The organism is Persicobacter sp. CCB-QB2 (assembly GCF_001274635.1).
GTDB classification, from domain to species: domain Bacteria; phylum Bacteroidota; class Bacteroidia; order Cytophagales; family Cyclobacteriaceae; genus Persicobacter; species Persicobacter diffluens.
Window position 1 is genome coordinate 35934 of record NZ_LBGV01000001.1, and the last position, 19147, is coordinate 55080.

Consider the following 19147-nt stretch of genomic DNA (forward strand, 5'->3'; position numbering starts at 1 on the left):
ATCAAAAGTCTATAGCATCGCTTGGAATTTATATGATTCAATTGTCTTTTTCAGAAGGGACAGATCATGCTAAGTTGTGAATTGTTGTCGCGGGATTATTGTTTTGATTCTAACTGTTTTGTTTTTAAAGGATTGGGTTGGGGTACTGCTTTTGGGTGAAACATAAAGGGAGAGTTAGGTTTGTGAATTCTAATTAAATCATAATCAGAATCTAAGGGGTTTGGATTTGGAAAGAGGGTTCTCAAATCATATTCCAATAAAAAAGCGGACTGTATAGCCCGCTTTTAAATATCTTCCCCTGAAATTATGCCTCCACCAGCGAGGCCTCTTCCTTTTTTTCTTCGATCTCTGAAGCTGCCTCCACCACAGCATGCTTGGGTAATGAACATGGTTCATACTTGCGGAAGAAGCTGCTCAACTTCATCTTGATCACCCCAAACACTGCTTCTTTGAAAATACCTCCGGACATTTTGGATTCTCCCTGCGTACGATCAGTAAAGACAATCGGTACCTCTACAATGTTAAAACCGTGCTTCCAAATGGTGAACTTCATTTCTATCTGGAAGGCATAGCCTACAAATTTTATTTTCTCCAGGTCCATATGTTGCAGGACTCTTCGACTATAGCATACGAAGCCAGCGGTGGTGTCATTGAAAGGAATGCCCGTGATAAACTGAACATACTTACTGGCAAAGTAAGACATCAATACCCGCTTCATCGGCCAGTTCACCACATTGACACCAGATACATAACGAGAACCGATGGACATATCTGCCCCTTCTACTGCACAGGCATTATATAGCCGAACCAAATCTTCCGGATTATGCGAGAAGTCAGCATCCATTTCATAAACGAAATCATACCCCTGTTCCAGACAATATTTAAAACCAGTAATATAAGCCGTACCCAGACCCAATTTGCCAGAACGCTCAATAAGGTGCAGTCGCTGACCAAACTCCTGCTGTAGCTTTTTAACAATAATCGCTGTTCCATCAGGAGAGCCATCATCTACTATAAGGATATGAAAATCTACCTCCAAAGAAAACACCTTTCGGATGATTGCCTCAATGTTTTCCTTTTCATTGTAGGTAGGGATAATGACAATATTCTTACTCATAAAAATGTTCTTTTTCACCCATTGATCGGGTCTCAATACCTGCCAGCAATAATGCTGCCGATTTGGGATTGAAATTGGAGATTAAAGATGTAAAGCTAAGAAAAGCATATGGATTCCCCAATAAAATATGACTTAGGCTTTTTTGATGCTCATAATTCAATAGTTTTGGGATGTGAAAAAGGAATTATTGAATATGAACAAGTGCATATTTCTAGATAGGGATGGGGTGTTAAATGTGGAAAGAGGGGATTACACCTTTCGATTGGAAGATTTTGAGATAGAGGCTGGGGTGGGAGAAGCGCTTCAGCGTTTGAAAGCTGCAGGCTATTATTTGGTGGTGATCACCAACCAGGCAGGTATTGCCAAAGGCTTGTACACTAAGGAGGATGTGTTGGCCTGTCATGAAAAATTACAAGCCAATACAGGTAGATTGATTGACGCCATTTATTATTGTCCGCATCACCCCACCAAGACGGAATCTTTGGCAAGAAAACCGGGGACGCTGATGTTTGAGCGTGCGATTGCCCGCTTTAAGATTGACCCGACGATTTCTTTTATGGTGGGCGATCAGGAGAGGGACTTGATACCCGCAAAGGCATTAGGCATGGGCACGGTACGAGTGGCACCAGAGGTAGTCGAAACCGATGGAGATCATTTCTGTCATAGTCTTTTGGAAGCTTGCGATTACCTTTTGAAATGATTTTCAGGAGATGTCATTGAGCCGGTCCTCAAATTGACATTTTTTAATTTTGACGGCCCGGGAGGCGAAGATGATTTGAAAAAGAATCCCTACGGTAAGGCAGACGGTGGCCAGGGCAAAAAAGAAAAGAAATGGACTCGGAACTTGAATTAACCAATGCTGATGAACTCCTTTACTGAGGGTGGAGAGGAGAAAAAGGAGGGCAGAGAGATAAAAGAAAACATTGGCTTTGCTCAGGAAATTTAGTTGTTGGATTTTTAATTTGACAAGGGTTTGTGGTCTGGGGTCTTCCTTCAGCAATTGCTGAATGTATTGTTCCAGTGCCACGGAGGCATTGGTATTGGCTGCGATGAATAGGCCAATGCCCGGCAATATGGTCAGGGGAATGATCCAGGATTCCATTTGCAGGGATAACCCGAAAAAGGCGCATATGTTGAGCAAGTCGAAATTTTTCGAAATAGAAATTTGTGAAGTCGAATGATGCGGGCTAATCTCCGCCTTGCAGCTAAACGAGGATTTAAGCATACATAATTCGGATTAAGTTGTTTTGGGATAGTGGACCATAAAAAAAATCCCTCTGGCTCGGAAGTCAGAGGGATTTTTTATGGAATAAACGCAAAGTTTACCAATTCACCCAACCGGAAGGTAATAGCTTGATGATGTCATTGGCAAAAATGAAGACCATCAGGCCGAGCAGTAGCACCATCCCAACTTTTTGAGCATTCTCCAGGAACTTGTCACCAGGCTTATGACCGGTAATCATTTCAAAAAGTAAGAACATTACATGTCCACCATCCAATGCAGGAATTGGTAATAAGTTCATAAAGGCCAAAACCATAGAAAGCATTCCGGTCAGCGACCAGAAACGGAACCAGTCCCAGGTGCCTCCGAAGGATTGGGCAATGGCGATTGGTCCACCCAATGATTTCTTAGCCGAAAGCTCACCGGTGAAGATTTTACCAAAGGCTTTGATGTTTAACCAAACGACAGAGAAGGCTTTCTCCGTACCCAGACTCATCGCTTCGCCAAAGGTAGGCTGGATCGATGAGAAGTTAATGTCAAAGTCCGGCATGAAGCCTAATTTGCCATCTTCTCCTACAGTGGCCTGCAGGGTTTTGATCTCTGTTCCTCTCTTTACTTCTAAAGAGATGGCCTTGTCGGCATGACTGTTCAAAGACTGCTGCAACTCATCAAAGAAGCCGATAGGTTGCTGATTGATGCTGATAATTTCATCTCCCTTGCTCAATCCGGCTTCGGATGCCGCAGAGTTGTTCATCACATCACCTACGGTGAATGGACGGCGGAAATCAATGAAATGGGGCTTGTCATCCTCATTCGCTGTTGCCAGCTTATCCATGAAGCCGGCGGGAATTACCACCTTGTGCTCACTCCCGTTACGTTTTACGGTGTAATAGGAACCGGAGGTCATCATCAATTCCGGATCTCTCAGATCTGAGAAGCGCTCGAAGTCCTGTCCATTAATATTTTCAACTTTATCTCCGGTACGGAAGCCAATCTCCTGTGCCAGGTCATAAGCCACGATACCGTTTTTGTTCAATTCACTTTTTGACAGATAATTCTCTCCATAGGAAAAAGTCAATAGCACGAAAATGAAGATACCCGTGATCACATTAACAATAATACCGCCCAGCATCACGATCAGACGTTGCCAGGCTGGTTTAGAGCGGAACTCCCAAGGCTGAGGCTCCTGGTTCATTTGCTCTTTGTCCAGTGATTCATCAATCATACCGGAAATTTTCACATATCCTCCCAGAGGAATCAGTGATAGAGAGTACTCGGTCTCTCCCCATTTCTTAGAAAAAAGTTTAGGCGGGAATCCAATAGAATATTGCTCCACGCGCATTCCAAAAACTTTAGCTGCCACCAAGTGGCCCAACTCGTGAACCCCCACTAAGATCGACAGTCCCAGGATCATCTGGGCAGCCATAATCAAACCTTCCATTTCTTAAATTAATTCTGATGCTAGATTTCTAATTACTTTGTCTGTATTGATGAGGTCTTCCAGGCTTGGCTGGGCAATGAACTCACCAGATTGCATGCATTTCTCGATCAGGTCAGACATATTCAGAAAACCTATGCGATCTTCTAAAAAAGCCTGCACGGCAATTTCGTTCGCGGCATTCAGTATGCATGGCATATTCCCCCCCTTTTCAATGGCTGCATAAGCCAACTGTAAGTTACGGAAAGTTTTTGTATCCGGTTGCTCAAAGGTCAAATTTGGATAGTCCATGAAGTTAAATCGCGGGAATTTGTTCTTCATTCGCTTCGGAAACCCTAGCGCATACTGAATGGGTACGCGCATATCAGGCAAGCCCAACTGTGCTTTAATGGAGCTGTCTTCAAATTCCACCATGGAGTGAACAATGGACTGAGGATGCACCACTACATCAATCTGGTCTGTATGCAGGTCAAACAGCCATTTTGCTTCAATCACCTCCAGCCCCTTATTCATCAGGGAGGCGGAATCAATGGTGACCTTGGCGCCCATGTCCCAGTTGGGGTGTTTTAAAGCCTGGGCTTTAGTGACATGGGCAAGTTCTTCCGCTTTTTTTCCCCGAAAGGGCCCACCGGAAGCGGTCAGGATAATTCTTTCAATCGGATTGTATTCCTCCCCTACCAGGCACTGGAAGATGGCCGAGTGCTCGGAATCTACAGGCAAAATGCTTACGCCGTTTTCTTCTGCCAGCCTGGTGATAATCTCTCCGGCAACGACTAAAGTTTCCTTATTAGCTAAAGCAATATGCTTCTTTGCTTCGATCGCTTTGATGGTCGGAATTACGCCGCTGTAGCCAACTAAGGCGGTTAATACGATGTCAATTTCGTCCATCTGTACCACGCTGTTCAAAGCGTTGTTCCCCGCATAAACCTTAATGCCATGGGGATCCAGCGCATCAAACACCTTATCATACAGGCTTTCTTCCGTAATGACTACCGTATTGGGTTTAAAGGCAATCGCCTGTTGAATCAACAGGTCCGCATTGCGTCTTGCAGTCAGCAGAGAAACTTCAAAGTGCTCCTGCTGCTCTGCAATCACCTCCAAAGCCTGGGTGCCGATGGAACCCGTAGAGCCGAGGATGGCAATATTTCTTTTCTTTTCAAAAAATGAACTCATTCTTTAGTATACCGAAGGCCGGTATCTACTTTATTTTTGATTTTTGATTTTCTTTATCTTTTACCCCTCAAGCGCATAGGCCATCAGTGCATCCGCAATTTTTCGATCGTTGGACAGGCGCGGCACCTTATTTTGTCCCCCTAATTTACCTTCGCTTTTCATATACTCCTGAAAAGCACCTTCTTTAAGTGAAACGATCTCCAGCGGACGAAGGATATTTCCCACAATCAAATCCTGGTAATAAACATTCAGCTGCTGCAATTTTTCATCCAAAACCTTAGCAAAGGCCGGCATGTCAGCGGGCTTTTGAGCAAAATCAATGAACCATTGGTGACTGGATTGTCCCTCATCCTGACTCACATTCGGTGCCACGGTGAACTCTCTCAATTCAGTCTCCGGATATTGGTCAATAGCGGCCTTCATGGCTTTCTCTACTTCCTCTCCAATCACATGCTCACCAAAGGCGGAAATAAAGTGCTTGATACGTCCGGTAACAATTACCCGATAAGGTTTTTTGCTCACGAATTTCACGGTATCTCCGATGGAGTAGCCCCAAAGTCCGGCATTATTGTTTACAATCAGGGCATAATTTACTCCAAGTTCTACTTCTCCTATACTCAGGCGGGTCGGGTTTTCATTGAAGTACTCCTCAGAAGGAATGAACTCAAAAAATATACCTGACTTCACATTCAATAACAGTCCTTCTGCTGTCTGGCTATCCTGATAAGCGAAGAATCCTTCAGAAGCCGGATAGGTTTCCAAAGTATCCACTTTCTTCCCGATAGACTGGTACAGTTTGGTACGATATGGCTCAAAGTTTACCCCTCCCCAAACAAACACGCTGAAGTTAGGGAAGATGTCCTTAATTTTCTTGCCCCCATGTTTTTCCTGTAGACGGTCGAAATACATCTGCACCCAGGGTGGAATACCAGAGATTAGCGACATGTCTTCCGGAGTAGTCTCTTCTACAATTTTGTCCAGCTTGGTTTCCCAGTCCTCTATGCAGTTGGTTTCATAAGAAGGCAACTGGTTACGACGCAGATATTCCGGTACATGGTGATTCACAATGCCGGAAAGTCTGCCGGTGAAGATGCCATTCTTCTTTTCCAAAGTCGGAGAGCCGGAAAGGAAAATCAGCTTTCTGCTGACAAAATCATAGTTGCCGGTTTCATGCATATAATTCAATAGCATGTTTCGGGCTCCATTGATATGATTTGGGATAGACTCCTTGGTCAGGGGGATATATTTCGCACCGGAAGTGGTTCCGGAGGTCTTGGCAAAATAGACCGGTTTACCCTTCCAAAGGATATCTTTTTCACCCGCCACTACACGATCAATGTAAGGGCGCAGGTCTTCATAGTCACGAATAGGCACACGCGCTTTGAAATCTTCATAAGTGACGATCTCTTCAAAGCCGTGATCTTTTCCAAAAACGGTATTTTTTGCCCCTTCCAGCAAGTCCATAAATACAGTATGCTGGCTCTCTATTGGGCGACTGGCCCATTGGTTTTGTTTTTTGACGGTGTAGGCCGCCACATATTTAGAGAAAAATGATAGTAATCCCATAGGTCACAAAAGTAGTAAAAATCACTGATTAAAGAAGGCCTGTTAGCTTTTAGGAAGGCCATACTGCTTCAGCCATTATACGAAGATGCAATTTTGTGTGGGGATTAGGTTAAAAAATGTGAAAAATATTGGAAGCTCATTAAGGGCGTTTATTTTTGAAGCATTATGCACGGCTATCAATACCTAAATTGGCCGTGGAATGGAAAAAAAATATACAAACTGATCGATGAAGGACAGCATTAAACTAATCACCGTAGCCTTAGGGGCAGGAATTGTGGCCTCTGTCATCACCCAGTGTTGGGATCAGCCCCGGGAGGCAGCCATGCAACAGGTAAGCAACTCCTATCAGGAACCCATGGCACGAGAGGTGTTTTCGAATAACAGTGCTTACGCAGAAGAAGGGCATGTGCTTCCGAAGAATGGCTTTGTAGAAGCTTCTCGAAAAAGCCTCAATAGCGTGGTATACATTAAAACCTATGTACAGGGTCGGGCGGTGAGCTCCTGGTATGAATATTTTATGCGGGGCGGTGGAGGCTCCGGCTATCAGGGAGTGGGCTCCGGCTCCGGGGTGATTTACTCTACGGATGGCTTTATTGTAACCAATAATCACGTGATAGAAGGTTCGGATAAGATAGAGGTGATTCACCAAAAGCGTACTTATGAAGCCAAAGTAATCGGGACGGATCCCTCTACAGATCTGGCAGTGCTGAAGGTGGAGGGCCGGGGGATGCCCAATGTGGAGATAGCCACCTCCCGTGATTTGCCGGTGGGCGCTTATGTACTGGCGGTTGGGAACCCTTTTAATCTGACCTCTACCGTGACGGCGGGGATTGTGAGTGCCAAGGGGCGGCAGATCCATGTGAATAAAGGAAGTTTTCCTTTGGAATCCTTTATTCAGACGGATGCGGCCATTAATCCGGGTAATTCCGGCGGGGCCTTGGTGGATATCAGGGGCCGTTTGGTGGGGATTAATTCCGCCATTCTTTCGCAGACGGGCTCCTATGCCGGTTATGGCTTTGCTGTTCCATCGGACATTGTGACGAAGGTCGTTGATGATTTAATTAAATACGGCGAGGTGCAGAAGGCCTTCTTTGGTGGCACGGTGGTAGATGTGAATGAGAAGATAGTGAAAGAATTAGGGCTGAAAGCTTATGATGGAGTAGCTTTGGCGGATGTGCAGGCCAATGGGGCCGCCAAGAAAGCCGGTTTAAAGGTGGGAGATATCATTCTGGATATTGATGGGCTGAGCATTGACTCTCAGGCAGAATTTGAGGAGATGATCAGCTACCGATCACCAGGAGATGATATCCGGCTGACCTATAAGCGGGCAGGCAAGATTCAAAATACGCATTTGGAACTCACGAATATTGATGGCAAGACTGGTATTGTGAAAAAAGAGGTGTATGCCGATCGGGAGTTGGGTGCCGCTTTTGAGCGGGTACCGACGGTTGAGCGTGATATGTTGGAAATAGACCATGGAGTTCGGGTAATTGAAATCGGCAGGGGCTGGTTCCGCCGCCTGGGCATTAGTGAGGGCTTTGTGATTACTGATATTAACGGTATTCCGATCAAGGACCCGGAGCAGTTGGTCGACATGCTTTCAAAAATTCGTGGCCGGGTGATTATAGAGGGCGTTACGGCCAATGGTCGAAGAGGGTACTATCGTTTTTACTTTTAGAAGAACATATTAGGTTAAGGTCAGGGAGGGCGTGTCATAAGATGCGCCCTTTTTTTGTTTCATGCCGAAATAGACCTGCTCTCTCCGAATTAAGCAATCTCATGTTGGATTATATACACTTAATCGTGTAGCTGCAAGGCGGGATAATGCCGAAATAATGCCCTATTTCTAATTTTTCCAAGGGAGCAGAGGAATGAACAGAAGCAAATCTATCCAAATTCGGGCTTTTGAAAATCAGTAAAACCGACCGAAGTGTGTTGATAGGGGGTCTCTTAGTTTGGTCCGCTGAATTTGGTGGTGATTAATTTGGATTAGGCAATCTCTAGCTGGTTCAAACGAAACAGAGGAATCCCTTTTGCTGCCTGATTTTTTTTCAGAGCCAGGGGTGTTGCTGGTGGGTTTTTCCAGCGGTTATGAGACCACAGGTAGGTGTGAGGCTGTGCCTCAATACTTCTTTCCAGCTGTTTGAAAAAGCATTCCACCACGCTTTCTTCAGCAGAAGGCTGCAGTGCTTTGAAGGTGACTTCATATTTTCCCCTCGCAGTTTTGCGGATGTCTGCATAAATGACTTCATAGTCAAACATTCGGCTGATGAAATTCAGTCCCTGAAAGGCAGCCACCGGTTGATGCATAAACTCCAGGATGGTAGGTTTTTTACTTTCGGAGGGGCGCTGGTCGCAGAGCATGTAGAGTAGTTGGGGCTGTTTGTTGTCCTGATGCTTGAGATAGGGAAGCAAGTCCTTGTCTTGCACCAGTTCCATCCCGAATTTGCTCCGGTTGGCATAGATCACCTCATCCGCAAAAGGGGAAGACTGTTTTCGATAAACTGCTTTTGCCTCCTGCCCAACGTATAGCGGAAGCAGGGCCATCCATTCCCAATTGCTCTGATGTCCGCTGGCGAGTATTACGTTTTTATGCTTTCGGTAGTATTCATGTAATAGCTCCAGGTTGTTGAATTGAAAGCGCTTTTTCAACTCATGAGCCGTCAGGCGAGACATGGCTGAGGTCTCCACCAGGTAATCAGAGAGGTGGCGATAGAATTTTTTTTCTATCGAAAGACGTGCTTCTTCTGTCATCTCGGGGAAGGCGGCTTTGAGGTTTTTTTGTACTACAGCTTTCCTGTAGCCAAAAAGCCTATAGCCAATCAGGTAAAGCACATCTGCGAGCAGGTAGTAGAAAGCCATTGGGATGCGTTTGAGGGTGGATTGAAAAATACTTACGGCGATCATCATTAATGTAGGTTTAGGGAGGGAACCTATTTCCTCTCCCTAATGAGATTGCCGAAGCAGACTTTACCCCCACGCCGGACATAAAAAAAGCAGCTCTTTTTTTGAGCTGCTTCGATATCGTTTGTAGGTCAGAGGTTTACTCCGCCATGTTTAAGTCAAAATGTTTTGCCTCTTTAAAGGAAGCGCGTGGTTTCAGGTTCAACACCTGGAACATTTCTTTGTCACGATCCTCTTCAGGGTTTGGAGTAGTTAACAACTCGTCACCAGCGAAGATAGAGCTTGCACCCGCCATGAAGCAAAGGGCCTGATCTTCAAAGGACATTTCGGTTCTACCAGCAGATAAACGAACCATTGATTTAGGCATCAGGATACGAGCAGTAGCAATCATACGGATCATTTCCCAGGTGCTTACCCGCTTGTTGCCTGAAAGTGGAGTGCCGTCAATCGGTACCAAAGCATTTACAGGAACCGATTCCGGATGCGTCTGCAGAGTAGAAAGGGTATGCAACATCGAGATTCGATCCTCATTGGTTTCTCCCAATCCAATGATACCGCCGGAACATACGGAGATCTTCGCCTTCTGTACGTTCTCGATTGTTTCCAAACGATCATCGTAGGTACGGGTAGTGATCACTTTGTCATAGTGCTCGCGAGAAGTATCCAGGTTATGGTTGTAGGCGTAAAGACCGGCATCTTTCAATTTTTGAGCTTGCTCTTCCGTTAACATCCCAAGGGTACAACACACTTCCATGCCCATCTCGTTTACTTCCGAAACCATTTCCAATACACGGTCGAAGTCACGGTTGTCACGGATGTTTCTCCAGGCAGACCCCATGCAGAAACGGGTAGATCCATTAGAACGTGCATTTTGTGCCGCCTGAATCACCTCATCTTTAGGCATTAATTTGTGTACGTTCACGTCTGTATTGTAACGGGCAGATTGTGAGCAGTAGGAGCAGTCTTCAGAACACCCACCAGTTTTGATGGAAAGTAGCGTACAAACCTGCACCTCATTAGGGTCATGAAACTCACGGTGAACCGTAGCGGCACGGTAAATCAGTTCCATGATGGGCATATTAAAAATCTCAGCAATTTCTTCGCGAGTCCAATTATGTCTTATCTCAGCCATGTTGCATTAGTTTAATCTTATACCGATTCAAAAAAATAACATTGGGAACCGGTCGAGTAAAAGTAGCGCATTTTTTCTAATCATCAAATTATCAGGAGGCATGAACAGGTTGATTTTCGTCATCCTTTTTGACTAACACTCAAGTTGAAGGTTTCCGCTCAAATGCCTGATAATGCCCGAAAAGAATTGAATGGATTCTAACAAGTTTCCTGAGGGGAAGTGTTTGCGCAGGATTTGGGTAATGATTATGGAATGCCTCATAAAGAAATCAGACTTAGATCATCTTAACTTTCTCTTCATTTTATCTTTAAATTATAATCGAGAATCTAATTTAGAGAGGGGAAGGAATTCCTATATTTGTCGGTTGATTAATTGATGGAGATAAATCATGAAGAATTCATATAAGGGCCAGTCACTTTTGATTTTGATGGCCTTCTTCTTTCTGGCAGCCTGCCAGCCAAAGGTATTGGTGAAGCAATCCGTCACCGGGGTAGATGTGCAGGTAAGTCCGGCTCAGGGAGCTGATCCGGAGTTTGAGGCCATGATTCAGCCTTATAAAGAAAAACTGGATGCCGGCATGAACACCGTGATCGGTGAAAATGCAGTGGACATGACCGTTCAGCGAGTAGAATCCAACCTGGGGAACTTCATGGCTGACCTGATGCAGGTAGAAGGAAGTAAGGTCTACGGGCAGCCAGTGGATATGGGTGTGGTGACGAATGGCAGTTTGCGTAAGCCGATTGCGGCGGGACCGATGACCACCCGTGACATATATGAATTAATGCCATTTGAAAACCGATTGAATATTCTGGAACTTACCGGCGAGCAGGTGATGCAGTTGATGGAATATATGGTGAAAACCAAATCGGCATCGGTTTCTAACTCGCAGGTGCATGTAGTGGGAGATCAGATCCAGCAGGTATTGATTGGCGGAAAACCATTGGAGTTAAACGGAACCTATACGGTGTCTATTAGTGACTACCTTGCCGGTGGAGGAGATAATATGAAATTCTTTTTGGAGACCAAAAAAGTATTGGCCTCCGATTATATGGTAAGACAGATGATCTTTGATTATATTGAAGCTCATACTGTTAAGGGGGAGCCTGTTCATGCAGAAGTGGAAGGTCGTGTAATCATTGAGTAAGTCAGGAGATGAAAAGAAGAGATTTTATTAAAAAGACGGCCATGGGAACCGCCATGGTAGCGACCGGTTTGCCTGCATTGGGGAAATCGGCGAATTCACAGGTGAAATTGACCATCTTACACACGGCTGATACTCATTCCCGCATAGAGGCTTTTCCGGCCACCGCTTCCAAGTATGCCGGACGTGGGGGCTATGCTGCTCGTGCCTCTTTAGTGGATAAAATTCGCGCTGCAGAACAAAACGTATTGCTATTTGATTCCGGGGATATGGTGCAGGGAACGCCTTATTTCAACTTCTACAAAGGAGAGTTGGAGATGAAGCTGATGAGTAAGATGAAATATGATTTGGCTACGATTGGTAATCATGAGTTTGATAACGGGCTTTCCGGTATTGAATACATGCTGCAGTTTGCAGAATTCCCATGGATTATCTCCAATTATGATTTTAGTAATACCATTTTAGCGAATCGTTTCGCCCCCTACAAAATATTTGAAAAGCAAGGATTGAAGATCGGGGTTTATGCCGTAGGGGTGGAGCTTGATGGTTTGGTTTGGGGAGAAAACTTTGGTGCTACCCAATATCTGGATCCTATAGCGGTATCTCGTGAAATGGTACAGGAGCTGAGGAATAATCAGGGCTGTGATTTAATCGTTTGTTTGAGTCATCTGGGCTATGATTATGAGGGTGCCGTTTGTGACACTGCTTTAGCCAAGCAGGTTGCAGGAGTGGACATCATTTTGGGCGGGCACTCACATACCTTTATGGAGGAGTCCGTTTTTTATACCAATCCGGAAGGAGAGCAAGTGTTAGTGAATCACTCCGGATGGTCGGGTGTAAATCTGGGTCGAATTGATTTGACCTATGATTTGCAGAAAAAGAAGAAGCGCTTCGGTGGAAAAAACATGGAAGTTTAAGGGGTCTTGAGGGAATGTTCTTTTTTTTTAAATGAATTTTTATCAATTTTGGTATCCTTTTTGGAACCACTCGTCGGGAACGGGTAAATTTTTATTCGGATAATGAATTTGGATGCGCAAACGGTTTGGCAGAGATGCCTTGATTTTGTAAAGAGCAATATATCGGAGCAAGCTTTTAATACTTGGTTCAGCCCAATTGTACCCTTGCGTTTGAGTGGCACTGTGTTGACCATTCAGGTTCCAAGCCAGTATTTTTACGAATACCTGGAGGAGCATTTCGTATATTTATTGCGAGCGGCTATTGATAAGGAAATTGGAAAGAGCGGTAGGTTGGAGTATTCGGTGATCGTGGATCGCGGTAATGAAAACACCCAGCCCTATACGGTAAACCTTCCCAATGGCGGAGGGAGTAGCTCAAAGCCTTCCACTACAAGAGGAGAGGATAAAGATAGTGGCTATACCAGCCCCTTCGATATTCAGGCGATTGATAAGACCTTCAAGAATTCCAACCTGAATCCTAACTACACTTTCGAGAATTATATTGAGGGAGATTGTAACCGACTGGCACGTTCCGCAGGATTTGCGGTGGCGCAAAAGCCGGGGATTACTTCTTTTAACCCTTTGATGTTATACGGAGGAGTAGGTTTGGGAAAAACGCACCTGGTGCAGGCGGTTGGTAATGAAATCCTGAGAAAGGATGATTATAACGGAAAGTTTGTCCTGTATGTCTCTTCCGAGAAATTTACCAATCAGTTTATTGAGGCATTGAAGGCCAACCAGATGCGGGAGTTCCAGAACTTCTACCTGCAGGTGGATGTGCTGATTATTGATGATGTTCAGTTTCTGTCGGGTAAGGAAAAGACGCAGGAGATGTTCTTCCATATCTTCAACCATTTGCATCAGTCAGGCAAGCAGATCATTATGACCTCTGATTGTCCTCCGCGCGAGTTGAAAGGGTTGCAGGAGCGTTTATTGTCCCGATTCAAATGGGGATTGACTGCGGACTTGCAGACGCCGGACTTTGAAACCCGTATTGCGATTATTCAGAAGAAAATGCAGGCGGATGGTATCAATATTCCGGATGAGGTATTGGAATACCTTGCCCATACGATAGATACCAATATCCGCGAGCTGGAAGGGGTCTTGATATCTTTGATTGCACATGCCTCATTGGTGCGCCAGGAAATTGATGTGCCATTGGCCAAGCAGATCCTGAAGAATATTGTACATGATATTGAAACAGAAGTTGGGATTGATTTTATTCAGAAGACCGTTGCTGAATATTTCAGCCTGAAGGTAGATGATCTGAAGGCTAAAACCCGTAAAAAGGAGATCGTGGTGGCGCGTCAGATTGCCATGTATTTCTCTAAAGAATATACCAATCACTCTTTGAAGTCCATTGGTTATCATTTCGGAGGTCGGGATCACTCTACGGTGATTCATGCCGTACAGTCGGTGAATGATATGCTGGAAAAAGATCACGATCTGAAGACCAAGATTGCAGAGGTGGATAAACAATTGAAAATGACGGCGCGTTAATACCGACCGACCAAATAAGATATTTTAAGCCTGTAGTACTTTGATGCTGCAGGTTTTTTTATGGTCAGGCATCAACTATTCCCCGGATATTATCTTTCTGATAAACGGAAATCTTCTAAGCCGAATTATTCATTGTTAAAATCAACAAGTGACTGTAATTTATTTATTATCAATGCGTTGGGATTGGTTTTGCTGATTTTTTAATAGACCGAATTTGGGCAAGCTAGCTTTCTGCTAATCGCTCTACTTTCTTGGAAAAAACTTGAAAATGGAAGCTATTCCCTCATTTTTCCTGTTTGGCAGCTAAAATTGGTTTATGGCATACATCATGCATAATCCAGCTTAGCCTATGGGGTGGATTCCTTTAACCCGAATTATTCACCGCTAAATTTATTAACTAAGAGCAAGTAGTTTAATTTCAGTTCATTATAATTTTTTTTCTTTGGGTTATAATAGCCAAAATTGGTCAAGCTTGCTTTCTCCTCATTCATCTCTTTCGTTGGGAAAAATTCGAAATAGGAAACTATTCCTTCATTTTTTCCGCCTTACAGCTAAACGAGGATTTAAGCCTGAATAATCCGGGTTAATACCTCAAAAGTCCCGGCAGGAATAAAGGTTTCGGGAATAAAAAAGAGACTACTCCCTAAGCCGGAGCAGTCTCTAAAATCAGAACAGTTGTTCTAAAAGGTGTTTATCTAATCTTTTTGACGGATCCTGCTCCACTGGTGTTCACAATCACCCGACTGGGGCTACCCGCATAGCGAACATTTCCGGCACCGGAACATTTCCCTTCAATGGACTTTTCAGCATGGATGCTTAAGTTACTTGCTCCACTTAAATGGGTGTTGACATGCTCACAAATAAAGTCTTGTGCTTTGATATTGGATGCGCCGGAGGCATGTACCTCGGCGGTGGAGGCCTTGCCCACCAGCATTAAGTTACTCGCACCGGAAGCATGCAAATTAACATGGCTGCCTTCCAGTTCTATTTTGACGGTGGAAGCCCCGGATACATGTACTTCCACATCTTCAGATTTGATGCTGTTCTTGGTGTAGAATTTGGATGCTCCGCTAATGTGCAAAGCACTTACCTTTGGAGCTTGAATATACACCTTAATGGTTTTGGTGTTATTCGTACCCGACTTCATCTGAACTTTAAGCTTATTGCCCTTGGTGTAGATGTTGGTGCGTTCTAAATCCTGAGAACGGCCTTCCATACTCACCTTGCATTCCCCTCCGGTAGTGAAATAAACTTCATAGGCTCCGCCTACATGAATCTCGTCAAAGTTGCCCACTTCCACAGTCTGCTTGTCCTGAGCAAAGGCAAAAGTAAGGCAAAGGAGTGTCGTAAGTAGTGTTAGGATAGCTGGTTTTTTCATAATTCCTATTAATTAATTTGTTTAATCTTTGAGAAGTCAGACTTGCCGAGTTGGTTCACCTCCGGATTGCCTGTGAAACGGATTTTGCTGAAGCCCTCCGCATGTCCGCTAATTTTTTTATCTGCACAGACGGTGGCTTTGCAGAAGCCTTCCAGTTCCACATCAGTCGTCTGGCATTGCAGGGATTCTGCATTAAGTTTTCCGGTTCCTTCCATATTAACGGAAAGGCTTTCGGCCTGCCCTTTAAAAGTAGCGCTTCCCACACCTGTACTTTGGAATTCCAGGTGTTTCACGTCCACCATCAGATTTGCTTCGCAAGAGCCGGTGAGTTCCACATTCAAATGATTTGCGATAAGGGGTGTTTTGGAAAATACTTTTACCGCTCCTACCACTTCAATACTTTCCAGATTTTTCACTTGTAGGTAAACCGTGGCCTTGGGTAGCCTTACCCCAAAGTTTTGGTCAGGGAATTTGAGCTTTAGTTTACCACCGGTTACTGTGGTGGTCATGGCATCCAATACTTTCTGATTGGCGCCCTCGAGACTTAATCTATTTTCTGGCCCCTGCGTGATGATGATTTTCAGGGCTCCTTCCATATATATGGCATGGAAATCCGATATTTTTCGTTCCTCTTTCACGCTGTCATTTGCAAAAGCAATCAGGGAAAAAGACATCAGGAGCAATAAGCTGTATATGCGTTTCATAATAAGATAAGATTAAGCGTCCTCCAACATAATTTGGCGACCTTCCTGTCCCCATTCTACCATGACATATTGTTCGATGATTGGAATGTACATTTTCCCGCTAATGCGAAAGTCGGTTGGCTTTAGGGAAACATGAGAAGACCAACGGCATTGGGAAAAGAGGAATAAGATCCCCAGAGCGAAAAGGATAAATACCGGCTTTTTCATGGTTCAAAAGATTCGTTTTCAGTGGTTTGATGCCGAAGAGTCGGGAGAGGTTGCAGGACTGGACTAAATTTTTACAATTTTTTGACCGTACTTGAGCCAGATGATTCTACAATGATACTAGGAGCATCGCCCTTGTAGCGTAATGTTGAGGCGCCAGAGGCTTCTGCCATTATTTTTTCTGATCCATTAATTTTGGCATTGGAGGCCCCTGAGAGGTCAACGATCACTGATTTGCAAATAAAATCTTCCGCGTTCATACTGGAAGCTCCGGATACTTCAAAAGTGGCAGATTCTGATTTTCCTACCAGATACATTCTGCTGGCACCCGAGGTTTCAGAAACCAGCTTTTGGACAATTAGTTCTCCTTTGAATTCACAGGCTCCACTAACTTGCAGGGCTAAATTGGTGCTGTTCAATACATTTTTAGTGTAGAATTGGCAGGCGCCACCCAGCTCAATGCCATGCAGCGTTGGAGCTTGTAAGTAGATGGTGGGTTCTCCCCAGTTTTTCCAGCTTCCCTTATTGTTGATGGAGATGGAAAGGACATCACCATCGGATTCCACCTCAATTTTTTCCATGGTTTTACCGGAGGCATCAATTTTTATGGCATATTCCGGACCACTGGTGAAGTATATTTTAAAAGGTCCTCCAACCTCCAAAAATTTAAAATTTCCTATTTCGAAATTTTTGGTTTGTGCCTGAGCGAAAAATATGCTCAAGGATAAAATGAGCGTGAATAAAATACGTGTCATGGTCGATGAATTTTCTGTCTTATGCCGATATGATGCAGCAAATAGAAAAGAGGTTGCTTCGACCGTAAAAAAAAATCAAAAAAAATCCTCCGGTGAGTTTTCATCGGAGGAGAACTTCATTAGCCCGAATTATTCACCGCTAGATTTAATAGATCTGTGGAGAGGGGTATTTTAATGGTGTTGAAGGTTTTATTACTGATTTTAATTATACCAATTTTGGGCTATAAAAAATCAGTCGACTTGAATGCAATAAATTGCCAGAAAGCTAGTTAAGGCAAGCCACTAAATCTGGCGGTGAATAATTCGGGCTAGTTCCCAATGAAAGTCTATTTGATTTGAGCGCTTGTTTATGAGATAGCTTTCTATCTTTTACCGCATTGACTTTATGGTATAAAATCTTCCACACCAACAATCCGGCCTTGATCAATGGGCGAATAGATAAAGGTTCTACTGCTAACAAGAAGGCATCACAGCGACATTTTAGCCATATTTCAGCATTCTCCTGCCTTCTCCAAATGTCGCCTTGATCAATTCCGCCAGCAGGTGCTTTGTCCCGCCGACATTGATCACAGCCATTACTTTTTTGCTTCGTTTTTTATCAAGAAAAATTGAAAAAGAAGCGATTGAAGATTAAATATAAGGTGTTGAATGACTGATCTGGCTTTTTATGAAAAGCCCAGCCCTTTATATTTCCGCCTTGCAGCTAAACGAAAATTTAGGCATGAATAATTCGGCTTGTGGGCAACCATATCCATGCTGTTAAAACGAAAAAAAGCTTCACACGGCAAAATCAAACGATCGTTTATGGGTGATTAAAATAAGTGCTTATTCTTCTGTAAAGGCGTAAGTGATAATATTTGCCCCCATTCGGAGCGCCTGCTGCCGAACTTCTTCCGGATCGTTATAAATCCGTTGATCTTCCCAACCATTGCCCAAATCACTTTCATAGGTATAAAAACACACTAATTTTCCCTCGTATAAAAGGCCAAAACCCTGTGCGGGCTTTCCATCATGTTCATGGATTTTAGGTAAACCCTTCTTAAAATCATATTTGGTGTGAAAAATTTTATGATCGTGAGGCAGCTCCACAAAATCCAGCTCAGGGAATACCTTTTTCATTTCTAACCGAATGAACTGATCCAGTCCGTAATTATCATCAATATGAAGAAAACCACCGGCAATTAAATATCGACGCAAGTTTTCCGCTTCCTGATCGGTGAATACCACATTGCCATGCCCGGTGAGGTAAAGGAATGGATAGAGAAAAATATCAGAACTCCCCACTTCTACGATCTCTTCCTGCCTGTCAATATCGGTTCCAATATTTTGATTACAAAACTGTATCAGGTTGGGTAATGCCGTTTTATTGGCGTACCAGTCCCCGCCGCCATTATATTTTAGTTTGGCAATTTTTAATTGGGCAATGGAAGGGATTGTCAAGAAACAAAAGCATACAATTAGTAAAAGGCGGTTGCGCATGGAAATAGATGTTGGATTTTATTGGTAATTAACGAAAAGTCATCTGCATCAGCCAAAACCTTGGCCATTATTTCAATTTTCCGACCGGGGAAAATTTTTCAAAGACTTTTTCCGAATGAGGGGCATCGGCTAATTCCTCTGTCAGGTCCTGCCCGGCCCAGTGTTCATAGTGCTGACCATTTCTCCACATTCGGGACTTCGTCAGGTCATAAATGATTCCTTCGTGGGCAACCCATATTTCTTCTTTGTCCTGTCCATTGCGTAAGGCCAGTTGGCTTTTGGTGTATTCTTTCAGGTTTTTCATTTCTTCCATTATAAAATATTAATGTTGGTCAATATGGCAGAAAATGCAATCAAGTTCTAAAAAATTGGTAATCCCGCAGCTGAATTGTAAAAATTCAAACTTTCATGACTTATCTCTCCCTAAAAAAAGTCGAAAACTGACCCATGTTAGCTTCTAAAGCGGAATTGATGGCGA

The 19147-nt window shown here is 43.9% G+C and carries 18 protein-coding genes; 5 read left to right on the forward strand and 13 right to left on the reverse strand.

Going from position 1 to position 19147, the window contains the following annotated elements; genetic code table 11:
• Positions 1-304: 304 nt before the first annotated feature.
• Positions 305-1117: a polyprenol monophosphomannose synthase gene (locus NG22_RS00230; RefSeq protein WP_082304945.1), complete on the reverse strand. Its 813-nt coding sequence runs from the start codon at positions 1115-1117 to the stop codon at positions 305-307.
• A gap of 193 nt (positions 1118-1310) precedes the next feature.
• On the opposite strand from NG22_RS00230, the gene NG22_RS00235 reads away from it, so the two are divergent.
• Positions 1311-1817: an HAD-IIIA family hydrolase gene (locus NG22_RS00235; protein ID WP_053406835.1), complete on the forward strand. Its 507-nt coding sequence runs from the start codon at positions 1311-1313 to the stop codon at positions 1815-1817.
• 3 nt (positions 1818-1820) lie between these two features.
• Here the strand turns inward: NG22_RS00235 and NG22_RS00240 are convergent, their stop codons facing one another.
• The 4 genes from NG22_RS00240 to NG22_RS00255 all read right to left on the reverse strand — a co-directional run bounded on the left by NG22_RS00240 (position 1821) and on the right by NG22_RS00255 (position 6516).
• Complete coding sequence (locus NG22_RS00240) at positions 1821-2219, reverse strand: DUF2721 domain-containing protein (RefSeq protein WP_053403870.1); 399 nt, start codon at positions 2217-2219, stop codon at positions 1821-1823.
• 220 nt (positions 2220-2439) lie between these two features.
• Positions 2440-3780: an RIP metalloprotease RseP gene (rseP, locus tag NG22_RS00245; protein ID WP_053403871.1), complete on the reverse strand. Its 1341-nt coding sequence runs from the start codon at positions 3778-3780 to the stop codon at positions 2440-2442.
• A 3-nt stretch (positions 3781-3783) separates the two neighbouring features.
• Positions 3784-4950, reverse strand: coding sequence for a 1-deoxy-D-xylulose-5-phosphate reductoisomerase (locus NG22_RS00250; RefSeq protein ID WP_053403872.1), 1167 nt, complete (start codon positions 4948-4950; stop codon positions 3784-3786).
• A 60-nt stretch (positions 4951-5010) separates the two neighbouring features.
• Positions 5011-6516: a GH3 auxin-responsive promoter family protein gene (locus NG22_RS00255; RefSeq protein WP_053403873.1), complete on the reverse strand. Its 1506-nt coding sequence runs from the start codon at positions 6514-6516 to the stop codon at positions 5011-5013.
• 226 nt (positions 6517-6742) lie between these two features.
• On the opposite strand from NG22_RS00255, the gene NG22_RS00260 reads away from it, so the two are divergent.
• Positions 6743-8194 carry a trypsin-like peptidase domain-containing protein gene (locus tag NG22_RS00260; protein ID WP_072159010.1) on the forward strand — a complete coding sequence of 484 codons (1452 nt, stop codon included), beginning with the start codon at positions 6743-6745 and terminating at the stop codon, positions 8192-8194.
• Positions 8195-8505: 311 nt separating this feature from the next.
• On the opposite strand, the gene NG22_RS00265 is transcribed toward NG22_RS00260, so the two are convergent.
• Both NG22_RS00265 and bioB read right to left on the reverse strand, forming a co-directional pair.
• A complete protein-coding gene (locus NG22_RS00265; protein ID WP_082304946.1) occupies positions 8506-9426 on the reverse strand; it encodes a lysophospholipid acyltransferase family protein in 921 nt (306 codons plus the stop codon).
• Positions 9427-9559: 133 nt separating this feature from the next.
• The gene (bioB, locus tag NG22_RS00270) at positions 9560-10552 is read right to left on the reverse strand and encodes a biotin synthase BioB (RefSeq protein WP_053403875.1); all 993 of its coding nucleotides are present in this window, start codon (positions 10550-10552) and stop codon (positions 9560-9562) included.
• Positions 10553-10940: 388 nt separating this feature from the next.
• Here bioB and NG22_RS00275 point away from each other — a divergent pair, with 388 nt between their 5' ends.
• The 3 genes from NG22_RS00275 to dnaA all read left to right on the forward strand — a co-directional run bounded on the left by NG22_RS00275 (position 10941) and on the right by dnaA (position 14149).
• Complete coding sequence (locus NG22_RS00275; protein WP_053403876.1) at positions 10941-11696, forward strand: 5'-nucleotidase C-terminal domain-containing protein; 756 nt, start codon at positions 10941-10943, stop codon at positions 11694-11696.
• Positions 11697-11704: 8 nt separating this feature from the next.
• Positions 11705-12610, forward strand: coding sequence for a metallophosphoesterase (locus NG22_RS00280; protein WP_053403877.1), 906 nt, complete (start codon positions 11705-11707; stop codon positions 12608-12610).
• A 102-nt stretch (positions 12611-12712) separates the two neighbouring features.
• Entirely contained in the window at positions 12713-14149 is a 1437-nt protein-coding gene (gene dnaA / locus NG22_RS00285; RefSeq protein WP_053403878.1) for a chromosomal replication initiator protein DnaA, read from the forward strand.
• 691 nt (positions 14150-14840) lie between these two features.
• On the opposite strand, the gene NG22_RS00290 is transcribed toward dnaA, so the two are convergent.
• The 6 genes from NG22_RS00290 to NG22_RS00320 all read right to left on the reverse strand — a co-directional run bounded on the left by NG22_RS00290 (position 14841) and on the right by NG22_RS00320 (position 18964).
• Positions 14841-15527 (reverse strand): head GIN domain-containing protein, encoded by a 687-nt coding sequence (locus NG22_RS00290; protein ID WP_082304947.1) that lies wholly within the window; start codon positions 15525-15527, stop codon positions 14841-14843.
• Positions 15528-15535: 8 nt separating this feature from the next.
• The gene (locus NG22_RS00295; protein ID WP_082304948.1) at positions 15536-16231 is read right to left on the reverse strand and encodes a head GIN domain-containing protein; all 696 of its coding nucleotides are present in this window, start codon (positions 16229-16231) and stop codon (positions 15536-15538) included.
• A 12-nt stretch (positions 16232-16243) separates the two neighbouring features.
• On the reverse strand, positions 16244-16438 hold the full coding sequence (locus NG22_RS00300) for a hypothetical protein (protein WP_053403881.1): 195 nt from the start codon (positions 16436-16438) through the stop codon (positions 16244-16246).
• Positions 16439-16509: 71 nt separating this feature from the next.
• The gene (locus NG22_RS00305) at positions 16510-17190 is read right to left on the reverse strand and encodes a head GIN domain-containing protein (RefSeq protein ID WP_082304949.1); all 681 of its coding nucleotides are present in this window, start codon (positions 17188-17190) and stop codon (positions 16510-16512) included.
• Between the two features lie 825 nt (positions 17191-18015).
• Positions 18016-18669, reverse strand: coding sequence for a DUF4159 domain-containing protein (locus NG22_RS00315; RefSeq protein WP_053403884.1), 654 nt, complete (start codon positions 18667-18669; stop codon positions 18016-18018).
• A 67-nt stretch (positions 18670-18736) separates the two neighbouring features.
• Entirely contained in the window at positions 18737-18964 is a 228-nt protein-coding gene (locus NG22_RS00320; protein WP_082305116.1) for a cytochrome b5 domain-containing protein, read from the reverse strand.
• Between the last annotated feature and the right edge of the window lie 183 nt (positions 18965-19147).

Excerpts from the sequence above, each read along its gene's own strand:
- NG22_RS00230 (WP_082304945.1), bottom strand. The coding sequence starts at position 1,117 with ATGAGTAAGAATATTGTCATTATCCCTACCTACAATGAAAAGGAAAAC.
- NG22_RS00235 (WP_053406835.1), top strand. The coding sequence starts at position 1,311 with ATGAACAAGTGCATATTTCTAGATAGGGATGGGGTGTTAAATGTGGAA.
- NG22_RS00240 (WP_053403870.1), bottom strand. The coding sequence starts at position 2,219 with ATGGAATCCTGGATCATTCCCCTGACCATATTGCCGGGCATTGGCCTA.
- rseP (WP_053403871.1), bottom strand. The coding sequence starts at position 3,780 with ATGGAAGGTTTGATTATGGCTGCCCAGATGATCCTGGGACTGTCGATC.
- NG22_RS00250 (WP_053403872.1), bottom strand. The coding sequence starts at position 4,950 with ATGAGTTCATTTTTTGAAAAGAAAAGAAATATTGCCATCCTCGGCTCT.
- NG22_RS00255 (WP_053403873.1), bottom strand. The coding sequence starts at position 6,516 with ATGGGATTACTATCATTTTTCTCTAAATATGTGGCGGCCTACACCGTC.
- NG22_RS00260 (WP_072159010.1), top strand. The coding sequence starts at position 6,743 with ATGAAGGACAGCATTAAACTAATCACCGTAGCCTTAGGGGCAGGAATT.
- NG22_RS00265 (WP_082304946.1), bottom strand. The coding sequence starts at position 9,426 with ATGATGATCGCCGTAAGTATTTTTCAATCCACCCTCAAACGCATCCCA.
- bioB (WP_053403875.1), bottom strand. The coding sequence starts at position 10,552 with ATGGCTGAGATAAGACATAATTGGACTCGCGAAGAAATTGCTGAGATT.
- NG22_RS00275 (WP_053403876.1), top strand. The coding sequence starts at position 10,941 with ATGAAGAATTCATATAAGGGCCAGTCACTTTTGATTTTGATGGCCTTC.
- NG22_RS00280 (WP_053403877.1), top strand. The coding sequence starts at position 11,705 with ATGAAAAGAAGAGATTTTATTAAAAAGACGGCCATGGGAACCGCCATG.
- dnaA (WP_053403878.1), top strand. The coding sequence starts at position 12,713 with ATGAATTTGGATGCGCAAACGGTTTGGCAGAGATGCCTTGATTTTGTA.
- NG22_RS00290 (WP_082304947.1), bottom strand. The coding sequence starts at position 15,527 with ATGAAAAAACCAGCTATCCTAACACTACTTACGACACTCCTTTGCCTT.
- NG22_RS00295 (WP_082304948.1), bottom strand. The coding sequence starts at position 16,231 with ATGAAACGCATATACAGCTTATTGCTCCTGATGTCTTTTTCCCTGATT.
- NG22_RS00300 (WP_053403881.1), bottom strand. The coding sequence starts at position 16,438 with ATGAAAAAGCCGGTATTTATCCTTTTCGCTCTGGGGATCTTATTCCTC.
- NG22_RS00305 (WP_082304949.1), bottom strand. The coding sequence starts at position 17,190 with ATGACACGTATTTTATTCACGCTCATTTTATCCTTGAGCATATTTTTC.
- NG22_RS00315 (WP_053403884.1), bottom strand. The coding sequence starts at position 18,669 with ATGCGCAACCGCCTTTTACTAATTGTATGCTTTTGTTTCTTGACAATC.